Origin of the sequence: Enterococcus sp. DIV1059_2, from assembly GCF_051713685.1 — a bacterium.
GTDB lineage: Bacteria > Bacillota > Bacilli > Lactobacillales > Enterococcaceae > Enterococcus_D > Enterococcus_D casseliflavus.
Window position 1 is genome coordinate 520,045 of the sequence record NZ_JBIOQK010000001.1, and the last position, 21,755, is coordinate 541,799.

General features: G+C 41.7%; 27 protein-coding genes. 25 read left to right on the forward strand and 2 right to left on the reverse strand.

Annotated elements, in window-relative coordinates:
- The first annotated feature begins 64 nt into the window (after positions 1 to 64).
- The 13 genes from IGI72_RS02455 (at position 65) to sufB (ending at position 13,338) form a co-directional block, all read left to right on the forward strand.
- A complete protein-coding gene (locus IGI72_RS02455) occupies positions 65 to 487 on the forward strand; it encodes a hypothetical protein (RefSeq protein WP_438752932.1) in 423 nt (140 codons plus the stop codon).
- Positions 450 to 2,291 carry a DUF2264 domain-containing protein gene (locus IGI72_RS02460; RefSeq protein ID WP_101698812.1) on the forward strand — a complete coding sequence of 614 codons (1,842 nt, stop codon included), beginning with the start codon at positions 450 to 452 and terminating at the stop codon, positions 2,289 to 2,291. The genes IGI72_RS02455 and IGI72_RS02460 overlap by 38 nt, the downstream gene beginning before the upstream one ends.
- On the forward strand, positions 2,275 to 3,426 hold the full coding sequence (locus IGI72_RS02465) for a glycoside hydrolase family 88 protein (protein ID WP_438752934.1): 1,152 nt from the start codon (positions 2,275 to 2,277) through the stop codon (positions 3,424 to 3,426). The genes IGI72_RS02460 and IGI72_RS02465 overlap by 17 nt, the downstream gene beginning before the upstream one ends.
- Positions 3,427 to 3,471: 45 nt before the next feature.
- Positions 3,472 to 4,743 carry an ABC transporter substrate-binding protein gene (locus tag IGI72_RS02470; protein ID WP_034857867.1) on the forward strand — a complete coding sequence of 424 codons (1,272 nt, stop codon included), beginning with the start codon at positions 3,472 to 3,474 and terminating at the stop codon, positions 4,741 to 4,743.
- Positions 4,744 to 4,829: 86 nt separating this feature from the next.
- A complete protein-coding gene (locus IGI72_RS02475; protein ID WP_438752936.1) occupies positions 4,830 to 5,732 on the forward strand; it encodes a carbohydrate ABC transporter permease in 903 nt (300 codons plus the stop codon).
- Positions 5,733 to 5,745: 13 nt separating this feature from the next.
- The gene (locus IGI72_RS02480) at positions 5,746 to 6,618 is read left to right on the forward strand and encodes a carbohydrate ABC transporter permease (RefSeq protein WP_005232123.1); all 873 of its coding nucleotides are present in this window, start codon (positions 5,746 to 5,748) and stop codon (positions 6,616 to 6,618) included.
- A gap of 11 nt (positions 6,619 to 6,629) precedes the next feature.
- Positions 6,630 to 7,286 (forward strand): DUF624 domain-containing protein, encoded by a 657-nt coding sequence (locus IGI72_RS02485; RefSeq protein WP_438752939.1) that lies wholly within the window; start codon positions 6,630 to 6,632, stop codon positions 7,284 to 7,286.
- Positions 7,287 to 7,346: 60 nt separating this feature from the next.
- Entirely contained in the window at positions 7,347 to 7,889 is a 543-nt protein-coding gene (locus tag IGI72_RS02490) for a GNAT family N-acetyltransferase (RefSeq protein WP_121260106.1), read from the forward strand.
- A 223-nt stretch (positions 7,890 to 8,112) separates the two neighbouring features.
- Positions 8,113 to 8,886: a Fe-S cluster assembly ATPase SufC gene (gene sufC, locus IGI72_RS02495; protein WP_005232112.1), complete on the forward strand. Its 774-nt coding sequence runs from the start codon at positions 8,113 to 8,115 to the stop codon at positions 8,884 to 8,886.
- Between the two features lie 13 nt (positions 8,887 to 8,899).
- Positions 8,900 to 10,204, forward strand: a complete 1,305-nt coding sequence (gene sufD / locus IGI72_RS02500) for a Fe-S cluster assembly protein SufD (RefSeq protein WP_086299074.1) — start codon at positions 8,900 to 8,902, stop codon at positions 10,202 to 10,204.
- Entirely contained in the window at positions 10,201 to 11,445 is a 1,245-nt protein-coding gene (locus IGI72_RS02505; RefSeq protein ID WP_438752942.1) for a cysteine desulfurase, read from the forward strand. The genes sufD and IGI72_RS02505 overlap by 4 nt, the downstream gene beginning before the upstream one ends.
- Positions 11,423 to 11,917 (forward strand): Fe-S cluster assembly sulfur transfer protein SufU, encoded by a 495-nt coding sequence (sufU, locus tag IGI72_RS02510; RefSeq protein ID WP_005232105.1) that lies wholly within the window; start codon positions 11,423 to 11,425, stop codon positions 11,915 to 11,917. The genes IGI72_RS02505 and sufU overlap by 23 nt, the downstream gene beginning before the upstream one ends.
- A gap of 29 nt (positions 11,918 to 11,946) precedes the next feature.
- On the forward strand, positions 11,947 to 13,338 hold the full coding sequence (sufB, locus tag IGI72_RS02515) for a Fe-S cluster assembly protein SufB (RefSeq protein WP_005232103.1): 1,392 nt from the start codon (positions 11,947 to 11,949) through the stop codon (positions 13,336 to 13,338).
- 96 nt (positions 13,339 to 13,434) lie between these two features.
- Here sufB and IGI72_RS02520 read toward each other — a convergent pair whose 3' ends face one another.
- Entirely contained in the window at positions 13,435 to 14,586 is a 1,152-nt protein-coding gene (locus IGI72_RS02520; RefSeq protein ID WP_311950899.1) for a tyrosine-type recombinase/integrase, read from the reverse strand.
- Between the two features lie 56 nt (positions 14,587 to 14,642).
- Positions 14,643 to 15,491, reverse strand: a complete 849-nt coding sequence (locus IGI72_RS02525) for a helix-turn-helix domain-containing protein (RefSeq protein ID WP_438752945.1) — start codon at positions 15,489 to 15,491, stop codon at positions 14,643 to 14,645.
- A 126-nt stretch (positions 15,492 to 15,617) separates the two neighbouring features.
- Between IGI72_RS02525 and IGI72_RS02530 the strand changes: the two genes are divergently transcribed.
- From IGI72_RS02530 to IGI72_RS02585, 12 genes are all read left to right on the forward strand, one after another.
- Entirely contained in the window at positions 15,618 to 15,890 is a 273-nt protein-coding gene (locus IGI72_RS02530; RefSeq protein WP_311950894.1) for a hypothetical protein, read from the forward strand.
- Between the two features lie 74 nt (positions 15,891 to 15,964).
- Positions 15,965 to 16,210 (forward strand): hypothetical protein, encoded by a 246-nt coding sequence (locus IGI72_RS02535; RefSeq protein ID WP_311950892.1) that lies wholly within the window; start codon positions 15,965 to 15,967, stop codon positions 16,208 to 16,210.
- Between the two features lie 136 nt (positions 16,211 to 16,346).
- Positions 16,347 to 16,586, forward strand: coding sequence for a hypothetical protein (locus IGI72_RS02540; RefSeq protein ID WP_311950890.1), 240 nt, complete (start codon positions 16,347 to 16,349; stop codon positions 16,584 to 16,586).
- Positions 16,579 to 16,806 (forward strand): hypothetical protein, encoded by a 228-nt coding sequence (locus IGI72_RS02545; RefSeq protein ID WP_311950888.1) that lies wholly within the window; start codon positions 16,579 to 16,581, stop codon positions 16,804 to 16,806. The genes IGI72_RS02540 and IGI72_RS02545 overlap by 8 nt, the downstream gene beginning before the upstream one ends.
- Before the next feature lie 11 nt (positions 16,807 to 16,817).
- Entirely contained in the window at positions 16,818 to 17,006 is a 189-nt protein-coding gene (locus tag IGI72_RS02550; RefSeq protein WP_270788201.1) for a hypothetical protein, read from the forward strand.
- Positions 17,007 to 17,021: 15 nt separating this feature from the next.
- Positions 17,022 to 17,927: a primase alpha helix C-terminal domain-containing protein gene (locus IGI72_RS02555; RefSeq protein ID WP_311950885.1), complete on the forward strand. Its 906-nt coding sequence runs from the start codon at positions 17,022 to 17,024 to the stop codon at positions 17,925 to 17,927.
- Positions 17,924 to 19,327, forward strand: a complete 1,404-nt coding sequence (locus IGI72_RS02560) for a DNA primase family protein (protein ID WP_311950882.1) — start codon at positions 17,924 to 17,926, stop codon at positions 19,325 to 19,327. The genes IGI72_RS02555 and IGI72_RS02560 overlap by 4 nt, the downstream gene beginning before the upstream one ends.
- A gap of 290 nt (positions 19,328 to 19,617) precedes the next feature.
- Positions 19,618 to 19,887, forward strand: coding sequence for a hypothetical protein (locus tag IGI72_RS02565; protein ID WP_311950879.1), 270 nt, complete (start codon positions 19,618 to 19,620; stop codon positions 19,885 to 19,887).
- Between the two features lie 21 nt (positions 19,888 to 19,908).
- Entirely contained in the window at positions 19,909 to 20,238 is a 330-nt protein-coding gene (locus IGI72_RS02570; protein ID WP_003128325.1) for a hypothetical protein, read from the forward strand.
- Positions 20,239 to 20,250: 12 nt separating this feature from the next.
- A complete protein-coding gene (locus IGI72_RS02575) occupies positions 20,251 to 20,391 on the forward strand; it encodes a hypothetical protein (protein ID WP_185079678.1) in 141 nt (46 codons plus the stop codon).
- 291 nt (positions 20,392 to 20,682) lie between these two features.
- The gene (locus IGI72_RS02580) at positions 20,683 to 21,141 is read left to right on the forward strand and encodes a hypothetical protein (RefSeq protein ID WP_311950875.1); all 459 of its coding nucleotides are present in this window, start codon (positions 20,683 to 20,685) and stop codon (positions 21,139 to 21,141) included.
- A complete protein-coding gene (locus IGI72_RS02585) occupies positions 21,141 to 21,740 on the forward strand; it encodes a hypothetical protein (RefSeq protein WP_438752951.1) in 600 nt (199 codons plus the stop codon). Before IGI72_RS02580 ends, IGI72_RS02585 begins: the two co-directional genes overlap by 1 nt.
- Positions 21,741 to 21,755: the final 15 nt, after the last annotated feature.

The following is a 21,755-nucleotide window of genomic DNA, read 5'->3' on the forward strand; positions in this document are numbered from 1 at the left end:
TATTTTCCTAAAAAAAAGTATGATTTGAAATGAAGAAAGCGTTTTAAAAATGAGGGTGGCATGAATGAAGTGGATTAATTCGTTATTTATCCTGGGTCTACTTATGGGGTTAACTGCTTGTTCTCCAAATGAAGCAACGCAGACGCAAGCATTTTCCCAAAGCAGCGAAAAGCAATTAAAAGAACGAGCGCTTTGTTATTCTGACGAAGATTTTTCGCAAGGTGTCGTCCCGTTGCATGAATTCGTGAAGCTATCTGGCACCATCGTAAAGAGTGATGCGAAAACAGCAGACATTGAGAAAGGGGATCGATTTATTCTAGAAACAGCGACTGGACAGTACCAAGTATTCAATGAACAAAGTCAACAACTGAAACTGCAAGATGTGGTGACGGTCTACGGAGAATATTATGGTTTTATTAAAGCGACATTGATTGAAAGGAAGGATGCGGATGCAATCACAGAAGCTGCAGCAATTGAAAAAGAATAAATTTGAAAGTTATGAAGATGTAGCAGCCGGCTTCAAAACGATCATGGACCAACTCAAACCCGCTTTTGCAAGCAGTCGTCCCGGTCATTTGGCTTTAGGCAGCCATGGGACTGTCTATGAGAAAGAGGTACAGGAACTTGAAGCGTTCTTGCGACCGCTTTGGGGACTCGCGCCTTATCTAACCCAGCAAGAAGATTCATTCATGGAAACCTATCTCTCAGGAATTATTGCGGGTACAGATCCAGAGAGTCCCGATTATTGGGGTGTTGTGGAAGACTTCGACCAACGAATCGTGGAAATGGCTTCGCTAAGTACCTTTTTACTATTAAACAAGGAAAAAACGTGGGATGTTTTATCCCAACGCCAAAAAGATAATCTCCATGCGTGGCTGATCCAAGTCAATCAACGAGAAATTCCCGCAAACAATTGGCATTTCTTTCGGGTTCTCGTCAATGTAGCCATGAAGCGTTGTGGCAGCAGCTTTTCCCAAGAAAAGATCGATGCTGACTTGGCATTGATCGAGACCTTTTATTTAGGGGAAGGATGGTACTGTGACGGAGTAGCCACTCAAATCGATTACTATGTATCTTTTGCGATCCACTACTATAGTCTTCTGTACTGTCGATTTGTCCCTGAGGATCTTGAAAGGGGAAGGAAGTTCAAACAACGAGCCACCGAGTTTGCTCAAACCTTCAAGCATTGGTTTGCAGCAGGTGGAGCTGCCGTTCCTTTTGGTCGAAGTTTGACGTATCGCTTTGCGCAAGTTTCTTTCTTCAGCGCATTGGTTTTTGCGGATGTTGAAGCATTGCCATGGGGAGAGATCAAAGGATTGATCAGTCGTCACCTGCATCAGTGGATGCAGCAAGACATTTTTACTTCCGAAGGGATACTGACGGTCGGCTATTCGTACCAGAATCTGATCTTTGCCGAAGGCTACAATGCACCAGGTTCACCTTATTGGGCGTTAAAAACCTTTCTTTTGTTAGCGGTACCAAAGGAGCATCCCTATTGGCAAGCCACCCCAACGCCATTAGTGATCACTGAAAGAACACTGGCTCATCCCATCAGTAAGAACTTTTATCAACACAATCAAGACTTGACGCATGCCTTGATGTTTCCTGCAGGACAATGTATCAACTATCAAAGTCATGCCAGCAGCAAATATAGCAAATTTGTCTACTCAACGACGTTTGGCAATAGCGTGCCCAAGAGCAATTATTGGTTTTATGAAGGAAATTATGACAACACATTGGCTTTATCAGAAGATGACCATTACTTTCGCACCAAAGGATTGGATCGCCAGTATCAGCTTTTACCTGATCGGATCATTCATGAATGGAATCCATGGGAAGACGTCCAGATAAAAACAACAATCATTCCACTGATAGGCAGTCACCTTCGCATTCATGAGATCAATTCTCAGCGCGCCCTTTCTTTCTATGAGGGTGGGTTTTCATCACCGAAAGAGGCAACTGCCATCACTGAAAAAACCACAAGCAGCGCTGCGGTACGAACATCGATCGGCTATTCGAAAATCGAGGCGATCGCTGGCTATGAAACGAGCGATGTCCTACGAACGGAGCCAAATACGAACCTCTTGTATCCTGCAACGTGGCTGCCGTATCTAACTGCTCAACGACAAGCAGGAAAGCACCTGTTCGTTTCCCTCGTCACCGGCTTGCTTCCACAAGAACAAGAACAAGCAGTGACCGTCGAAGTGACAACAAACAACATTACGATCAATCAATCCGGACATATGATCCAGGTTGAGCGAATAGGAGGAAAAAATGGAAACCAGCTATGACGTACAGCTATCACAATGGGTAGCCGAGCAAATCGACTTCACCGTTAATCAAGTAAGAAAGAATACTAAGACCTTTGACACGTTGGTCCCACCTGCAGCAAGTGAACAGCTTGTCTATCGACCAGAAGCCAACCATGATTGGACGGCGAGTTTTTGGACTGGCATGTTGTTTTTGAGTAAAGAACTGACGGGATCAACAGAATTTGATGAAACCATCGAAAAACAACTGCACTCTTTCCAAGAACGATTGGACCAAAGAATTGGACTAGAAACCCATGATATCGGGTTTTTGTATAGTTTGACTGCGATTGCCGACTATCGAGTGAACGGACGGGAATCTTCGAAAAAACTCGCGATTGCCGCCGCCGATCTATTGATGGCCCGTTACTCACCCAAAGCCCAGATCATTCAAGCGTGGGGCAATCTCGATGATCCGCAACAACGGGGGCGCATCATTATTGATTGCTTGATGAATTTGCCGCTATTGTATTTTGCTTCCCAAATGACGGGGGATGAATCCTACAAACAAGCAGCCTATGCTCATGCCAAGCAGACCCAGAAATACATCGTGCGAGACAACGCCACGACGTATCACACCTATTACTTCGACGTTGAAACTGGGGCGGCGATCAGCGGCAATACCCAACAAGGCTATGCCGATGATTCCTGCTGGGCGAGAGGGCAAGCGTGGGGAATCTACGGATTTACGCTGAGTTACCTTTACACCGGTGATACCAGTTTCTTGAAGACTGCTCAAGACCTTGCGGATTACTTTATTGCGGAATTACCGGCGGACAAGGTCAGTTATTGGGATTTAGTGTTTAACGATGGTAGTCAGGAAGAAAGGGATAGTTCGGCCGCCGCCATCGCAGTCTGTGGCTTGCTAGAACTGGCGAAACATTTACCGATCACGCAGCCAAACCAAGCCGCCTATCAGGAAAACGCCTTGGCGATCTTGACGTCGTTAGCCCAAAACTATACAACGATCGACCATCCTGAATCAAACGGACTTTTGATGCATGGGGTTTATGACAAGAATTCCCTCAAAGGGGTCGATGAATGCATGATCTGGGGCGATTATTATTATATGGAAGCGCTGATGCGGGTGTCACAAAGTTGGTATTCCTATTGGTAGTTTTAGGGGCGACCCTTTAAAAAAATGTTTAATGGAGGAATGAACATGCACTTTTTGAAAAAAGGTTTATTAGCAGCAACGATGTTTGGGACGATCGCAGCCTTGGCAGCGTGTGGAGGCGGAGCGACAGATGATTCCGCTGCTTCTGAAGATGGCGACATCAAATTGACCGTAACCACTTGGAATTACGATACGACACCTGAATTCGAAAAACTATTCCGTGCCTTTGAAGAAGCGAATCCGGGCATTACCGTTGAACCTGTCGATATTGCTTCAGATGATTATGATACCAAACTGACGACGATGCTCTCTTCAGGAGATACGACAGATATTTTGACCATGAAAAATTTACTTTCTTACTCTAATTATGCGTTGCGGGACCAATTGGTGGATCTCACCGACCATATCGGATCATTGGATATTGCCCCAGCGCAAGAAAGCTATGACATGTATGACGTAGAAGGCAAAACCTATGCACAACCGTATCGGACGGATTTTTGGGTCTTGTATTATAACAAAAAAATGTTCGATGAAGCAGGCTTAGACTACCCATCAAACATCACCTGGGACGAATATGAGGAGCTTGCCAAGCAGCTAACAAAACCAGACGAACAAATTTATGGTGCGTATCAACACACGTGGCGTTCCACTACCCAAGCGATTGCAGCTGCCCAAAATGGCGCCAACTTGATCGATCCTCAATACGACTACTTGGAAGCGTACTATGATCGTGCATTGCGGATGCAAGACGAAAAAGCGCAAATGGACTTTGGGACAGCAAAATCAACGAAAGTTACGTATCAATCACAATTTGAAAATGAAAAAGCAGCCATGATGTACATGGGAACTTGGTATATGGGAGCGTTGATGACCAATATCGACGATGGCAAGACAGATGTTGAGTGGGGAATTGCGGAAATGCCGCAAAATGAAAAAGGGGAAGTAACGACATTTGGTTCTCCAACTGCTTTTGCCATCAATAAAAATTCAAAACATCAAGAAGCTGCACAAAAATTCTTAGACTTTTGTTCTGGTGAAGAAGGCGCCAAAGTATTAGCAGAAGTCGGTGTCGTTCCTTCGTATAAGACTGATGCCATTGATGAACTTTACTTCTCCCGTGAAGGCATGCCCGCCGATGAAGTATCGAAAAAAGCCTTCAATCCAGAAACCGTCGCGATCGAGTTTCCTGTCGATGAAAATGGACCAGCGATCGACAAAATCTTGCAAGAAGAACATGACTTGATTCTTGTAGGGGACGAAACACCAAAAGAAGGCATTGCGAATATGGAAAAAAGGGTGAAATCTGAAACAGAATAGTCCTAACGAGAGAAGGGACTTGGGCAAAAAAGTTCCTTCTCTTTATTAATGAAAGGGGGCCTGCTGGCAAGCAGCAGGAGACAAATATGGAAATAACCTCAAAATCAAAAGCAGCCAATAAGTTGAAACGCAAAAATATGCTAACCGCGCTGTCTTTTATTGCACCGAACTTTATCGGCTTTTTCTTATTTACCTTAGTGCCCGTTGTGTTCTCATTGATTCTGGCTTTCATGGAATGGGATTCCTTTAGTTCGCCTGAATTTGTGGGAATGAAAAATTTCAGCAAAATGCTAGGGGACGACACCTTTTGGATCTCGTTAAAGAACACCTTTCTCTATACGATTGGCGTCGTTCCATTGACGTTAATATGTTCCTTAGGCTTAGCGATTTTATTGAATAAAAAAGTACGTGGAATGAAGTTTTTCCGTACGGCCTTCTTCTTTCCTTATGTCACCTCGTTAGTTGCGATCGCTGTCGTGTGGAACATGTTGTTTCACCCAACGATGGGACCAATCAATCAGTTTTTGAAATTTTTTATTGAAAATCCTCCTGGTTGGACCTCCAGCTCTGATTGGGCTTTGACGGCGATCATCATAGTCAGCGTCTGGCGTGGCATGGGGTATTACATGATCTTATACTTGGCAGGGTTACAAAGTGTGCCAAAGGAATTGTATGAAGCGGCTTCGATCGATGGCGCCAACAAGTGGCAGCAGTTTCGCAACGTGACGTTGCCGTCCTTGCGACCAACGACCTTCTTTGTTTCGATCATGTTGGTCATCAACTGTTTCAAGATCTTCGATTTGGTCCAAGTCATGACTGCCGGCGGACCCGGTCGAGCCACCAATGTCTTGGTGTATCAAATTTACAACGAAGCGTTTGTGAAATTTAATTTTGGTTACGCATCTGCGATCGCCATGGTCTTGTTTGTGATCGTTTTGGGCATCACGGTGATCCAGTTTAAGTGGAACCAAAGACAAGAACGGGTGTAAGGAGGGAGTACAGATGGAAAATACACTGAGTAAAAAGAATGTTCAAGCCAAACCAAAACAAAAAGCCAAGCTGTCGGTCGGCAGTGTCTCCTTGATTCTTTTATTAACATTTCTCGCGTTAGTGACACTGATCCCGTTTCTCTGGATGATTTCTGCTTCTTTTAAGACCAATAACGATGTTTTTAGCGTACCGATCCAATGGATTCCAAAAAGTTGGCACCCAGAAAACTATACGGTGATCTGGGATCGCATTCCTTTGCTGACTTTTTTCAAGAATACAGCATTTTTGAGCGTCATCATTACCTTGATCCAACTGTTTACCTCTAGCTTTGCGGCTTATGGGTTTTCGAAGATGCATTTCAAAGGACGTGACCTGTTGTTTCTGACATACATCGGTACGATTGCGATTCCTTGGCAATCCTATATGATTCCTCAGTTCATCATGATGCGCCAGTTCGGGCTGACAGACACGCTTTGGTCTTTGGTCCTCTTACAAGCCTTCAGTGCCTTTGGCGTCTTTTTGTTGAAACAATACTATAGTAGTATTCCTGATTCATTGTGTGAAAGTGCGCGGATCGACGGCTTGAGTGAATGGGGGATCTATAGAAAAATCATTCTACCACTGACGAAGCCCGCTTTAGCGAGTCTGACCATCATCACCTTCGTCAATACGTGGAACGATTATATGGGACCATTTATCTACCTTTCCTCAACCGAAAACAAAACCATTCAGTTAGGGCTGAAAATGTTTGTCGGCTTATATGATGCCGAGTACGCCCTGATCATGGCAGCATCTGTGGTCTCCATTTTGCCAGTGGCGATCGTCTTTTTAGCAATGCAAAAATACTTCGTAGAAGGAATCGCTACTTCGGGAATGAAAAATTGAGGTGATCAATCATGTTTACCAAACCTACCTTTGAAAACAATCTTTACATGCGGATCTTCCGCTGGCTATATATTGGCTTTGCCCTGAATATCAGTTTTTGGGTCGTGAATACACCCTACACCCTCACGGCAATGTTCTTGGCAGTCGATCCTAGAAACCTCCTTTGGTTTGCATTGGCACTCTTGCTGATTGGGCCAAGCATGATCAGCCTCCTGGCTGCGATCGATCGCTTTGCAGAACGCAAAGACATCGATCCATCAAAAGATTTCTGCTACTTTTTACGAACCTTTGCCGTGCGCGGGTTTCTCTATTGGCTCATCGGCTGGCTGGGAAGTGTCATTGCGATCGTGGATATTCTGTTTGCGGTTCAATTTGAAAGTGGCAAATGGCTCGTTCCTTTCTTTCTTTTGTTAGGGATGCTTTCCATAGCTCTAAGTATCAACGCTTGGTACTTCCAAGTGCGTAATCCAAAAGCCGCTAAGAAAGATGTCCTGCGTACCGCACTTTTCTTCACTTTGAAAAAATGGCCTGTTAGTTTGTTAGCAACCTTTTTGTTTGTTGCCGTTTTTGTCGCCTTGATTTTGAAGCCGCAATTTGGCTTTACTCTTTTTCCAGTCCTTTTTTTCGGACTCCTTTATTTAAACTTACGGAAATTTCAGATAAAATAGAAAGAAAGTCGTCTACGAATAAAGGAGACGACTTTTTTTAGGAGAAAGGGGGGCTTGAAGATGGCAGAAACAGTCACACTTCAACCGATTACGGAAGAAATAATTGCTGAACTTTGGTCGATCAGCTATGGGCCTAAGGCAGATTTAGAATGGAAAAAATGGGACGGACCGTATTTCCAAGACCCCGTGTTGACGTGGGAAGAATTTCGAACGGGGTTTGGCGCTAGCTGTATCGACAACCCGTTACGTAAAGCGATCAGCTATCAAGGAAGAATCGTGGGGATCGCGACCGCTTACTGGGAAGACAATACCTTGCAGCAGTGGTTGGAATTCGGGATAGCCATCTATGATGCTTCCCTTTGGAATCAAGGGATTGGCAGCCAAGCAATTCGCCAGTGGATCAATGAGTTGTTTGAATCACAGCCTCATATCCAGCGTGTCGGTTATACCACGTGGTCGGGCAATCACCGCATGATGAAACTAGGAGAAAAGCTAGGGATGACCAAAGAAGCCCAGATCCGCAAAGTCCGTTTCTGGGAAGGCACCTATTATGATTCCATCAAGTATGGCATCTTGCGAGAAGAATGGGCACAGCAGAAGTGAAGGTATGGGATGCGGCAGCCAATGTCGTATTCCTTTTTTTATTACAAAAAATTAAAAAATTTCTAGCATTACAGACAATAACCATGTACTATCTCTATGTAATACTTTATAATAATTCCAATGTACAGATTAGAAATATTTTAAAAAAGTCGGGAATAGCGTTTGAAGTTCATTCTCAATTAGTCTAAAATAGTGAGAAAGAAAAGATACTGGAGGGAAAGAAATGTCAGTTTTAGAAATCAAAAATCTACACGTCCAAATCGAAGATAAAAAGATCTTAAAAGGCGTTGACTTAGTGTTAAAAACTGGAGAAATCCATGCCATCATGGGACCAAACGGTACAGGGAAATCAACCTTGTCCGCTGCCATCATGGGCAACCCGAATTATGAAGTGACAGAAGGGGAAATTTTGTTCGACGGCGAAAATGTCTTGGAAATGGAAGTGGATGAGCGGGCTCGTTTAGGTCTGTTCTTGGCGATGCAATACCCAAGTGAAATTCCAGGCATCACCAATGCGGAATTTATGCGGGCAGCGATCAATGCCAAACGTGACGAAGACGACAAAATCTCTGTCATGGATTTCTTGAAAAAATTAGATGAAAAAATGGATTTATTGAATATGCCAGAAGAAATGGCGGAACGCTATTTGAATGAAGGCTTCTCTGGTGGAGAAAAGAAACGAAATGAAATCTTACAATTGTTGATGCTAGATCCAACCTTTGCGATTTTGGATGAGATCGACTCTGGTCTAGATATTGATGCCTTGAAAGTCGTAGCAAAAGGCGTCAATGAAATGCGCGGCGAAGGTTTTGGCGCTTTGATCATCACCCATTACCAACGTCTGTTAAACTACATCACACCAGACGTGGTTCATATCATGATGGAAGGCCGTGTCGTGATGACCGGTTCGGCAGATTTAGCCAAACGCCTAGAAGCAGAAGGCTATGCTGGGATCAGTAAAGAGTTAGGGATCGACTACAAAGAAGAAGAAGCGTAAGGAGGCAAGGTAAATGGCAAAATTACAGGATTATCTTGAACAAGTCAACGTTTTTTCAGCGTTAAAAGAAGAGCCTGAATGGATGTTGGAATTACGCCAAGCAGCCCTTGCGAAAGTGGATGAACTTGCGTTTCCAAAAATCGAGCGGGTGCGTTACGAGCGTTGGCCATTGTTCAATATCGACGAACAAGCACTTGCTGGTGAGTACGCTTTGTCAGAAGAAGAAGTGGCAGGCGCAGTTCCCGCCTTTGACGCGATGGATAACCATCCGACCCTCGTTCAGTTCGATGACACCACCATCTTTGAGCAATTACCGCAAGAGTTGATCGACAAAGGCGTGATCTTTACCGACTTGTTTACAGCAATGAAAGAAGTACCAGAGTTGGTCAATCAATACTACATGACCAAAGCAGTGCCAATGGATGAAGACAAAATGACCGCAGCACATGCGGCGTTTATGAATAGCGGCATGTTCTTGTATGTACCAAAAAACGTGGTGATCGAAGAACCCCTTGAAGCGATTTTCTATCACAATGGCAATAGTCAAGCGCATTTCTTCAAACACATTTTGATCGTTGCTGATGAGCACAGTGAGTTCAGCTATTTGGAACGTTTCCAAACCAAAGGCGACCAAGCGAAAAAACTGTCTGGCAATATCGTAGTGGAAGTGATTGCCAAAGCAGGTGCGAAGGTCAAATTCTCTGCGATTGATCAGTTAGGTGTCAACATTACTACGTACATGAATCGTCGCGGCTACGTATTACGAGATGCGATGGTAGATTGGGCAATTGGAGTCATGAATGACGGCGACGTCGTGGCGGACTTTGATTCTGATCTTGTAGGCGAAGGCGCGCATTCGGAAGTCAAAGCGGTCGCCATCAGTGCTGGGCGTCAAACACAAGGAATCGACACTCGCGTCACCAACAAAGCACCGCATTCCATTGGCCATATCCTGCAACACGGCGTCATTAGAGAACGCGGCGTCTTAACCTTTAACGGTATCGGACACATTTTAAAAGGAGCCAAAGGGGCGGACGCGCAACAAGAAAGTCGTGTCTTGATGCTTTCTGATCAAGCCCGGGGCGATGCCAACCCAATCCTTTTGATCGATGAGCACGAAGTAACCGCCGGACACGCAGCCAGTGTGGGACGGGTCGATCCAGAAGAAATGTACTACTTGATGAGTCGCGGGCTGCGCAAAGCAGAAGCGGAACGTTTGGTGATTCGTGGTTTCTTAGGCTCCGTCTTGACCGCGATCCCAGTCAAAGAAGTGCAACAAGAATTGGTTGCCGTTATCGAAGGGAAGTTACTCGCATGATCGATGCCCAAAAAGTGAAACAAGCGTTTCCCATCTTGGATCAGCTCGTAAATGACGAACCATTGATCTACCTCGACAATGCCGCCACTACGCAAAAGCCAGAGGCGGTGCTGCAGGCGATCACCGATTATTACCATCAAGACAATGCCAATGTTCATCGTGGGGTCCATAGCCTCGCAGAACGGGCGACCCATTCCTATGAAGGCGCGCGGGAAAAAGTGCGCAGCTTTATCCATGCGAATGAAACGGCGGAAGTGCTGTTTACTCGAGGGACGACCACTGGTTTAAATTGGGTCTCCCGCAGCTACGGCGACCGTTTTGTCAATGAAGGCGATGAAATCGTGATTTCCTATATGGAACATCATTCCAATATCATCCCTTGGCAACAATTAGCAGCCCGAAAAAAAGCTACCTTGAAATATATCCAGCTGACGCCAGAAGGCACCTTGGACATGGAAGATGCCAAGAAACAGATCACTGAAAAAACCGCTATCGTTTCGATCGCTCACGTTTCCAATGTTTTAGGCGTGATCAATCCGATTGCGGAGCTAACCAAATTGGCGCATCAGCACCAAGCCGTCATGGTAGTGGATGGTGCTCAGGCTGTTCCACATATGACAGTTGATGTCCAAGCACTGGATTGTGATTTCTATGCCTTTTCTGGCCATAAAATGTGCGGACCAACTGGTATCGGTGTCTTGTACGGCAAACGGCAATGGCTGGATCAGATGGAGCCCGTCGAATTTGGCGGGGAAATGATCGATTTTGTCCATCTGCAAGAAAGCACGTGGAAAGAACTGCCGTGGAAATTTGAAGCTGGTACACCAAATATTGCCGGTGCGATCGGTTTAGGTGCAGCGGTGGATTACTTAACAGAAACCGGCTTAGAAAACATCCACGCCCATGAAGCAGACTTAGCTGCTTACGTTTTGCCAAAACTGCAAGCCATTGAAGGCTTGACCATCTATGGCCCCCAAGAAGCAGCAAAACGCACGGGAGTGATCGCCTTTAATCTAGCTGGCATCCATCCTCATGATGTTGCCACCGCTTTAGACATGGAAGGCATCGCGGTACGGGCAGGTCATCATTGTGCCCAACCCCTCTTGAGCTATTTGCAAGTCCCAGCGACTGCACGGGCCAGCTTTTACCTGTATAATACAAGAGAGGACGCCGATCGACTGGTTGACGCCATCAAGCTGACGAAGGAGTTTTTCCAACATGGCACTAACGAAATTAGATAATTTGTATCGACAAGTCATTCTGGATCATTCCAGCCACCCACATCATCGGGGCACCTTGGATGATTCAACGTACAAAGTCGAATTGAATAACCCTACCTGTGGCGACGTGATCCACTTGGAGCTCGCTGTCGAAGGAGACACCATCAAAGATATCGCGTTTACTGGCGAAGGCTGTTCCATCAGTACCGCCAGTGCATCCATGATGGGGGATGCGATTATCGGTAAGACACTAGCAGAAGCTGGTGAACTATCAGGCTTGTTTTCTGAGCTCGTCCAAGGAAACGACATTCCCCAAAGCGATCGCTTAGGCGATGCTTCCATGCTTGGAGGTGTGGCGAAGTTTCCTGCACGCATCAAGTGTGCGACTTTAGCTTGGAAAGCATTAGAAAAAGCCATTGCTGCCGACAGTACACAAGCATCTGTCAGTCACAGCCACGCCAATGAATCTGACACTGAAGAAACCAGCGAATAGACAACCGCACTACAAAAGGAGTGAGAACCATGGGTGTACCCGAATTAGAAGAATATAAATTTGGCTTCCACGATGACGTGCAGCCTGTTTTTAGTACCGGCGAAGGATTGACCGAAGACATCGTCCGTGAAATCTCACGGGTCAAGCAAGAGCCAGAATGGATGCTTGAGTTCCGCTTGAAGTCTCTTGAAGCCTTCAACAAGATGCCCATGCAAAACTGGGGCCCAGACCTGTCTGACATCGATTTTGATGCCATCAAATATTACCAAAAACCAAGTGATCGTCCTGCCCGTGATTGGGATGACGTACCAGAAAAAATCAAAGAGACCTTTGAGCGCATTGGTATTCCAGAAGCCGAGCGGGCATACCTGGCCGGCGCTTCTGCCCAATACGAATCAGAAGTCGTTTACCACAACATGAAAGAAGAGTTTGAAAAACTTGGCATCGTCTTTACCGATACCGATTCAGCCTTGAAGGAATACCCTGAGCTGTTCAAACAATACTTTTCAAAATTAGTCCCACCAACCGATAACAAGCTTGCTGCTTTAAACTCAGCCGTTTGGTCAGGTGGTACCTTTATCTATGTACCAAAAGGCGTTCGTGTCGATGTGCCATTACAAACCTATTTCCGAATCAATGCCGAAAATACCGGTCAGTTCGAACGCACATTGATCATCGTTGACGAAGGCGCCAGCGTCCATTACGTCGAAGGCTGTACCGCCCCAACCTATTCAAGCAATAGTTTGCACGCAGCCATCGTTGAAATTTTTACCCTAAAAGACGCTTATTGCCGCTACACCACCATTCAAAACTGGTCAGACAACGTCTACAACCTAGTAACCAAACGGGCCAAAGCCTTAGAAGGTGCAACCGTTGAATGGATCGATGGCAACCTAGGTGCCAAAACAACCATGAAATACCCAAGTGTGTATCTTGATGGCAAAGGCGCACGGGGCACGATGCTTTCCATTGCCTTTGCAGGTGCCAACCAAATCCAAGATACTGGTGCAAAAATGATCCATAACGCACCAAACACCTCCAGCTCCATCGTCTCAAAATCAATTTCTAAAGACGGCGGTGCAGTAAACTACCGTGGACAAGTCACCTTCGGCAAGAAGAGCGCAGGCTCTATCTCCCATATCGAGTGTGACACTATCATCATGGATGATCTATCGAAATCCGATACCATCCCATTCAATGAGATCCACAACAGCCAAGTGTCCCTAGAACACGAAGCCAAAGTCTCCAAAATCTCAGAAGAACAACTATACTACCTAATGAGTCGCGGCCTCTCCGAAAGCGAAGCAACCGAAATGATCGTCATGGGATTCGTCGAACCATTCACCAAAGAATTACCGATGGAATACGCAGTCGAATTGAACCGGTTGATTAGTTATGAGATGGAAGGCAGTGTAGGTTAAAACCTAACTATAGGCTAAGAACGTTGATATTATAGCGTTCTTGGCTTTTTATTTGCCTTCAATCTCATAAATGCTATCCGAAAAACTATCTATTTGTCAGAAACCTAAATAGTTTGCCAACTTCTGGCTGGTGTTTTCTGCTTGTTGCGGTGTAACATGGCTATAAATGTTCATGGTTGTTTTTACGTCTTTATGGCCTAAGCGCTTCTGAACCTCATTAATCGTTGCGCCAGCTTCAAACATAAGCGAACAAGCAGTATGTCGAAAACCATGAGGACTTATTCTTTTTAGAGTTAAGCCTTCTTTTTCTGCTTTGTCATAAATCCAATCAAGCCAATCGTTTACTACTTGCGGATAATATAAATCATTACTCATATTACTAAACATGAGCTGCTTTGCCTTTGAAGTATTAAACCCGAGTTTGAAATAATCTTCTTTTTGAATACTGAACCATTTTTGTAAAATTCGTATCGTTTCATCATCTAAGCTGATGGTGCGGTATGAATTTTTTGTTTTTGGTGTCTGTAAAACAACTTGATCGTATTCATCAATGGCTATCGTTTTACCTATTGTTAGTGTCTTGTTGAATATGTTCAAGTCTTTAATATAAAGCCCCAACGCTTCTGATTTACGCATGCCAGTAATAGCAAGTAAACGGAAGAAGGCATAGTATTTATAGTTGTCAAGCGTTTTAACGAATATCATAAACTCGTGTAATTCATCTTTACTATAAAAGTTAGGTTTCTTTTCCTCTTCTTTTTTGCGTGGAAGAATCGTCTTTTTCATGGGGTTGCTTTCCATTAATTCCATAGATACGCCATAATTCATGACCTGAGCAGTAGCACGTCTTATATAGTGATATTGCTTGTATTTGTCGTGCCATTCGTTCACACATTTTTGACAAAAAGAAACGGTTATTTGGTCTAGTTTTAACTTGCCGAATTTTGGCAATACATGACCTTCAATAAACCGTCTATTGGTGGCTACTGTAGAAGATTTAACGCTTTTTCGGTGTTGTTCCAACCAATCGTCATACAGCTCTTGGAATGTGATTGTACGTTTCTTTTTAGAGCCTTTTAGAATGCTTGCTTTCAATTTATCAAACTCAAGACTTGCTTCTGCTTTGGTGTCAAAACCCTTACGAGTGGTGACAATCTTTTTTTCTGTAATAGGATCAGTAGCAACATATCCACTGAATAACCATTTTCTTTTATTGTTTTTATCTTTATATTGTTCAAATTTTGCCAATATTATTCCCTCCTGGTACTGCTGGGGGCAAGTGATGGAGGTTAGTTTTAAAAAAATTAAGGTATTTGCATGTCGCCAGGTATTTCTTTGAATTCTAGAGAAGAAGAATACTTATCGTTACCTCTAATTTTAGATTCATTTTTAAAAGTATCAAAATTTAGTAATACTCCAGAGCCTTTGGCTTTCTTCTCTACTTTAGCAATTAAAGGTATTCTAGTTTTCCTTTCCATTATTCCAATATCAAAAAGTAAAAAATCAGATAACACATTTTCTGCCTCTTTTTTTAATGACTTATATATAGAAAACCAAGAATCGAATATATGCTGACATAAACTGATAGAAGCATCAGTATTTAGATTACCCAAGAAAGTATTTATATCACCAATTTCAAGCTTTTTACCGTGTTCATCAGTCCTATAAAAAGCAATCAGTAATGTCGTTATTTTTTTTTCTTGTTTGAAAGGATACGGAGAGTTTTGTCCTATATTGTCTATAGGGTAAACAACAAAGTTAAATTTTTTTCCGATTTTTTCATTTTCCATTAAGACAGCATCATAAGGAAGTGCTTGAGAAGGTTTGACCTCAATATAACCGTCTTCCCTAGCTTCTATGTCGTCATTTTCTGCTTTAATTAAGTTTTCTTTTGAAACGGTTGTTTTGAAAATGAACATATTTTGGTCTATTCTTTCACCTACTAATTCATCCAATGATACGTTCAAGTATTCCATCAGTTTCTCGAGGGTTTCAAATTGAACCCCCCGTGACTCGTTATTGTACATTGCCGTAAGAGCTGGTCTTGAAATCTTTGTTTCCGAAGAAACTTTGTTAATACTTAGATTTCTTTCATCCATTAATTTATCCAATTTAAAGTATAGCATTATTATCTCCTTTCTGAAGGTGTACATTACATTTTTTAGAAAAAATAGAATATACAGTTGACAGATATTCTTTCATGTTTTACTATGTATGTATAGTTTACAACATTCGTTAATATATGTAAACTGAATATTTTTTGAGGTAGGTGAATGCTAATGAAGTTAGAAGTAGATTTAAGCCCGACTATCGAGCAACAACTAACAGAAGTTGCTAGTCGTGTGTGGGCGGAAACAATGCAGCGTGAAGTTGAGAAACGGAATTATGGTGAGTGGATGGACTTAGAAACGACTTGTGATTATCTACAAGTATCACGATCCAATTTATCTAAATTTATCAAAGAGTTAAATTTTCCCGTTTCTACCATTAATCAAACAAAGCGTTGTAATCGAAAAAGAGTAGATGAATGGATGGCACAATTTGAAATTTAATTAGTCGCTGGGGGCAAGAGAAAGCCGGTTAGTCAAGTGGTAGTCACAATAGAATTACTAATTGGAGGATTGAAATGCTGAAATTAGTTTGGATACCTAAGAAGTACAAGAATTTTTCTGTACGTGAAATTGTAGAAGAAGCAGAAGGTATTTTGAAAGAGTGTAAGGAAGCTGAAAAAGAGAATGCACGACTTTACGCTGATCTAATTGTTCTTCAAAATCAAATAGCTAATTTAACCGAAGAACAAGCAAGAAAAAATTTAGCGGTCATGATCCCATGGCTAGAAAGTCAGTTTCCAAGTTTAAAAGAAGTGGATTAAAAAAACTATGGATGGGGAAAAGAAAAAGCCCTTGCTATCAAATTCTTGGCGGAATTAGCAAATGGCTACACGATAGGATATTTCCTATTATTCTTTTCTCTAGTATATCACAATTAGAGAATGGAGCGCACTTAATATGGAAAATATTTTAGGAATTGAAAATTTAGTTACTGATGCATTTAATGTTGACTTTGCTTTGAAGGGGTTTAAAGCTTTTTTTGACAATCAAATGTCGATGCAAGGAACTATTACTACAGAAGATTTAAACATGGCAAATGCATTGCTAGTATCTATTTTAGAGTTATCAGGAAGACATGCAGCTGATACTGAGGGTTACGCGATCAACTTGGAACAAGGAGGATCTAACAATGAATGAAAAGAAGTTACTGGCCAGTTCTAAGAACCTTGCAGCAAGAGTAAATGACTTAAAAATCATCGAGCGTCTTATCGAGAATATCGAATATTCACGAGTAACTGAAGATACATTTTCTTTAAATCAACAATTGGGAACTGGAGTGCTAGATGAAATAGGTGAAGCTTCAGAAAATATCCGAGGGCAAATACAAGCTGTCTCTGATGAAATTTATCCAGTATAGGAGGGGTATAAATGATGGAAATAACTAATAAATATATTGGGAACATGAATGTAGTTAGATACACGCCTGGAGAGTTTGACTTAGAAATGGGATTCGTTCTTCCTCATATAAAGAAAGTTTTCGTCCAAATTGGTGGAAAGCTTGATGACGATTCTGCACTTCACAAATGGCTTGCTGAAGTAGAACCAAAAAAACAGTAAGCGGAGGTGCTTCGAATGATTTATATAGGAAAAGTGCGGCCATCCATTATGGAACCACCAATTGATAAAAGCATTATTCAATTCTTTTCAGAATATACACCGATTAAAGTCAATGTTTCTGATGATCCTGAAGAACAGAAGAAATTAAAAACGATTGTAATTGATGGGTTCATAGCTGGTGAAATGAAGGCCTTGATACGAAAAAATGAAAATTTAATCAATCGAGATTGCCTAATTTTAGATTTAGATGATGTGACCGTATCTGAAATTGATTTGATAGCTGCCATCAAACAAAAACTAGCCAAGTTTGCTTATGTTCTTTATCCAAGTGTTAGTCATGGGTTAAAAGGCGTGCGTTATCGGTTAGTTATTCCAATGGATAAACCAGTGAATGAACAAGAATACAAGCTACTGATTTACTTCTTTTCAAATAAAATACTGGATGGCATTATCCACAATGCGGATCAGTCAAACCTTACCTGGTCGCAAATGCAGTTACTACCAGTGTTGACACAATATACTAAGCAAGAACAAATTATTGTCCATGGCGGAGAAAAATTATTTCCCATATCTGATGGCTTAGATGCCGCAAAACTTTGGCTGAAAGACTATAAGCAAGACACAGGAGGCGTAACTTCAAGAAAATTGTACAAAAACACAAGCCAATTCAAAAAAGGCGGGTCAAGATATAGGAATACAACGACCGAATTATTCGAAAGCATTGTATGCGGATGCGAAGAAGGAAACCGCAACAATCGCATTGCTCAAATCACAGGAGGTTTGCTAGCAAGAGCGGTAGACGTAAAGGCGGTATTCGAATTAGTTAAAGTCGCCAATCGATACTTTTCAGAACCGCTATCTGAAAAAGAAGTGGAGGAAACATTTTATTCGATAGCAAAGAAGGAGTTGGGAGCCAATTGAGTGAAATTATTGAGTTACAAGAATTACAAAAAAAGAAGATTGGCGAAGAAAAGAAACTGCCTTCTTGGATTTACACAGATGAAAAAGGAAACACTAAAGTAAATGCTTCTAAGTTAGGTTATGAAATTATGAACGAGATACCAATGATCCGAACAAATGGTTTGCTCTACGGTGCGAGGTTTGATAAAAAAACAGGATCATGGCGAATTGATAGTTTAAGCGACTTTTTAGACGGTTATATCACTGACAAATTGGAAGCTTTCAATAAGTGGAGCCAGCAAAAACTAGGCGAAACAAAAAAGTTCATCATGATTAAGATTTTTGACCCGACTATGAAAGAAAATCCTTTTAACAATAGCAAGCCGTATCTGGCCAATTTTAAAAACGGAACTTACAACATTAAAACTGGAGAATTGAAACCGCACGATACTAAAGACTATATTCTTCAAAGTCATGATTATGTTGTAGATCCGAAATCGAATTTGAAGCCAGAGAAGGCAATCGAATGGCTGCGAGATTTGACTGGTGATGAAAAAAGCGCACAGCATTTAATGGAAATCATAGGATACTGTTTCTATCGAAGTTATGCACCTTTTCAAACCATAACGATTTTGCAAGGGAGCGGCGAGAATGGTAAATCCACTTTCTTAGATTTTCTAACAAAAGTCATCGGTAAGGACAATACCAGCAATATGACGCTTCAAGAATTGGGTAATAAACAGAATCGTTTTGCTGGTGCCAACCTATTTCAGAAAGAAGCCAATCTGTTTGCGGATGTTGATTCCGAGTTTCTCAAGTCAACAGGGCTACTCAAAGCCCTCACTGGTGGGGATCGTTTATCTGCTGAGTTTAAAGGAAAAGATCACTTTATGTTTGTGAATTTTGCGAAGTTGATATTTTCAGCGAATGAGTTGCCAGCGTTCAATGACTTCACACACGGTTTTGAGAGGCGCTTATATGTAGTTCCTTTTGATTGCGTGATAGACGAAAGCTTTAAAACTAAGCACGACTTAAATGCTATCGAGAAAGAGATTCCACTATTCGCCACCTATTGCATAAGTATGTTTAAAGAAGCGCTAGACCGCAAAGAACTGACTGTATCAGACAAGATGAATCAAGCGAAAGATAAATGGTTGAAAGAATCGAATCATATCATGAGGTTCATTGAAGAAGTGTGCGAGGTTGACATGGAATCAAGTGAGGGAGATTCTTCTAAAATGATATACGAAGAATATAGAAATTTTTGTTTCAGGGAAAACCTCAAAGAACTATCTCAACCGAAGTTTACTAAGCAACTTGAAAAAATAGGGATTTATAAAAAGAACCCAAGAGTAGAAAATCAGCGAATGAAACGTTACATTCATTTGTTTTTGAAGCAATATATTTCGATCGAAGACTGAGTATGTGTCTGGAAGAAGTGAAAAATACCGAATCATCCGAACCGGTTTTGGAAAACGTTGGTATAGCAGTGTTCTGAAGTCGAACCAACCAAGAAAAAAATCGAACCAACCCGAACCAGAATTTTCTAACAAATGAATAGGTACTTAATGGTTCGGTATGGTTCGGTTTAGGTACTTAGTGGTTCGATAATAAACAGCAGTGGAAATGTTGATAAATCAGGGTTTTGTACTAACGGTTCGGACGGTTCGGCTATATTTATCTAAGGAATACACACGCAAAGAAGATAGGAGTGAAAACACTGAAAACCAATAAAAATGAAAGAAAATACCCAATTTTAATCGCTTATGATACAGGATCACAATATGCAGTTTGGTGTCCGTATTGTTCGAAATGGCATTTTCACGGAAAGAAAGATGGAATGAGGGTGGCGCATTGCACTAACCCACATTCACCGTTTAAAAAAACTGGTTACATTATCAAGTTAGCTACAAGAAACGATTTGGATTTCAAAAGTCATAATCTCTATCCAAATGACTATCCAATGTTTGAGGAAAATTAAAAAAATGAGCGGAGGCATGTAATGGAAGAACTTACGATTATTGAACAATCGGTACTTGAATTAATTCCGAGAGGGTTTGAAAGGAAAATTAAAGTACCAGATATATGCTCTATTATTGATCTGGACGAACGAGACGTAAAAGCAGTTATTCAAATGCTGCGAGCAAAAGGAGTGCCTATTGTTTCTGTCAGAGGATACGAAGGCGGCATGTTTATCGCTACCAACGAAGCTGAACGGACTATTGGTCTTCAAGCTTTCAAGAACCAATTTAAGAGCATGGAACAAACAATCACGAATATTGAGCAAGCAGATCTAAAAAACTGGCAAGAATCATTAAAAATTGCAAAATAAGGAGAATGAACAATGAGTATGGATAAAGTATATATTGATAAACAAACAAAAACAGTGGACGTTGAGTTACCTAAATATGGGGAAATCATCCTGATCGTAAAAGATGGTCAAGTAGTCAGATATGAGACGAAAACAACAAATAAATTAGAGTGAAAAAAGTGTTTTAAAAGCTGATATATCAACGTTTTATAAAGATTTTATCGCTCAAATATGGTATAATAAAGACAACTTAATAATAATATCTGATTAGGAAGAACCAACGGATATGAGACGAAAAAAGCCAGTAATATGGCAGACGTCTCGTGTCCGTTTTTTATTATTAGTTGTCCTTTGAAAACTGTATACTGCGGTTGCTGAAAAAGCCGTCCTAGATGATGACAATCCCAAGCTAGACCAACGATCAAAACCGCAACATAATAGAATACTGTTTTTTAGGAGGGAAGCATGGATAGTGAATACAATTTAAACCGCTATTTGAACATAGAGGCTTATATCAGAAAGCTGGAAGAAGAAAAACGATTAATCAGGCAAGAGCTTTATTGCCAAAGCCTATGCACAGGAATTGCCTATGATGAAATTGCTATCCATGCAAAAGCTCCCAAGATTGATTATTTAGTAGCAGATAACGTTGAAGCGTGTATGCTCATTGACAAGCGGATAGAGCGGTGGAAGTTTAGGCACAAGCATTTTATGCACTTCTTAGATGAATTGCCTGTAGCTGAACGTGAGAGCCTTTTAAAAGGGGCTGAAAGCCCATCTTTGAAACAGAAAGCACTCGATGAAATATACGAGATTGAAACAGCTATGGCGTTCAGATATGAATGGGAAGTGCCGCAAGAAAAGGTTGAATTAACAGACGATTTGTTTTCGAATATTGCACTAATGGCGGAGGTGTTTGGATAGTGGTTTATGATTATGACATTCGCCCAAAATGGATACTCACTCAATGGAAGGCCTTTGTGGTAAATAGAAATCATTTGAAAGAGGGGAATACAGCAGGATATGCTCGTTTGCTATTTACTGCTTTAAAAGAGCTGCCAAAAGAAGATGTTTTAATTCTTTCTGAGAAGTATTACGAAACTGAACAAGGTGCCAACTTTAGTTATATGCATAACGGTTATCGAACTTATATACCTATAACAGATAAGGTATTGGCTGACCGAAGAGGAATATCTGTTCTTGAATATCGAAAAATCAGGAGCAAGTCAGAGGCGAAATTACAGGCTATTCTCAATCGGTTGAGAAAAGAGTTTATCGAAATTGATGCTGACGAACTTGAGGAATACATTCTAGGCGTTGGGACTATTTATTTGAAGGATTATCAAATTATCGAGGGAAAGCGTGCGGATCCAGATTCTTATGTCTTCACGCAAGATAGATCCAAAGCGAAAAGATTCAAACAGGACTCTACACAGGGTAACCAGCTAAAGATGTACCTTCGATTAAATAAAATGGAACCTCGAGACGAGTATATAAAGTTTATTGATATATGGTTTGACTGATTAAGCAGAAAGGAA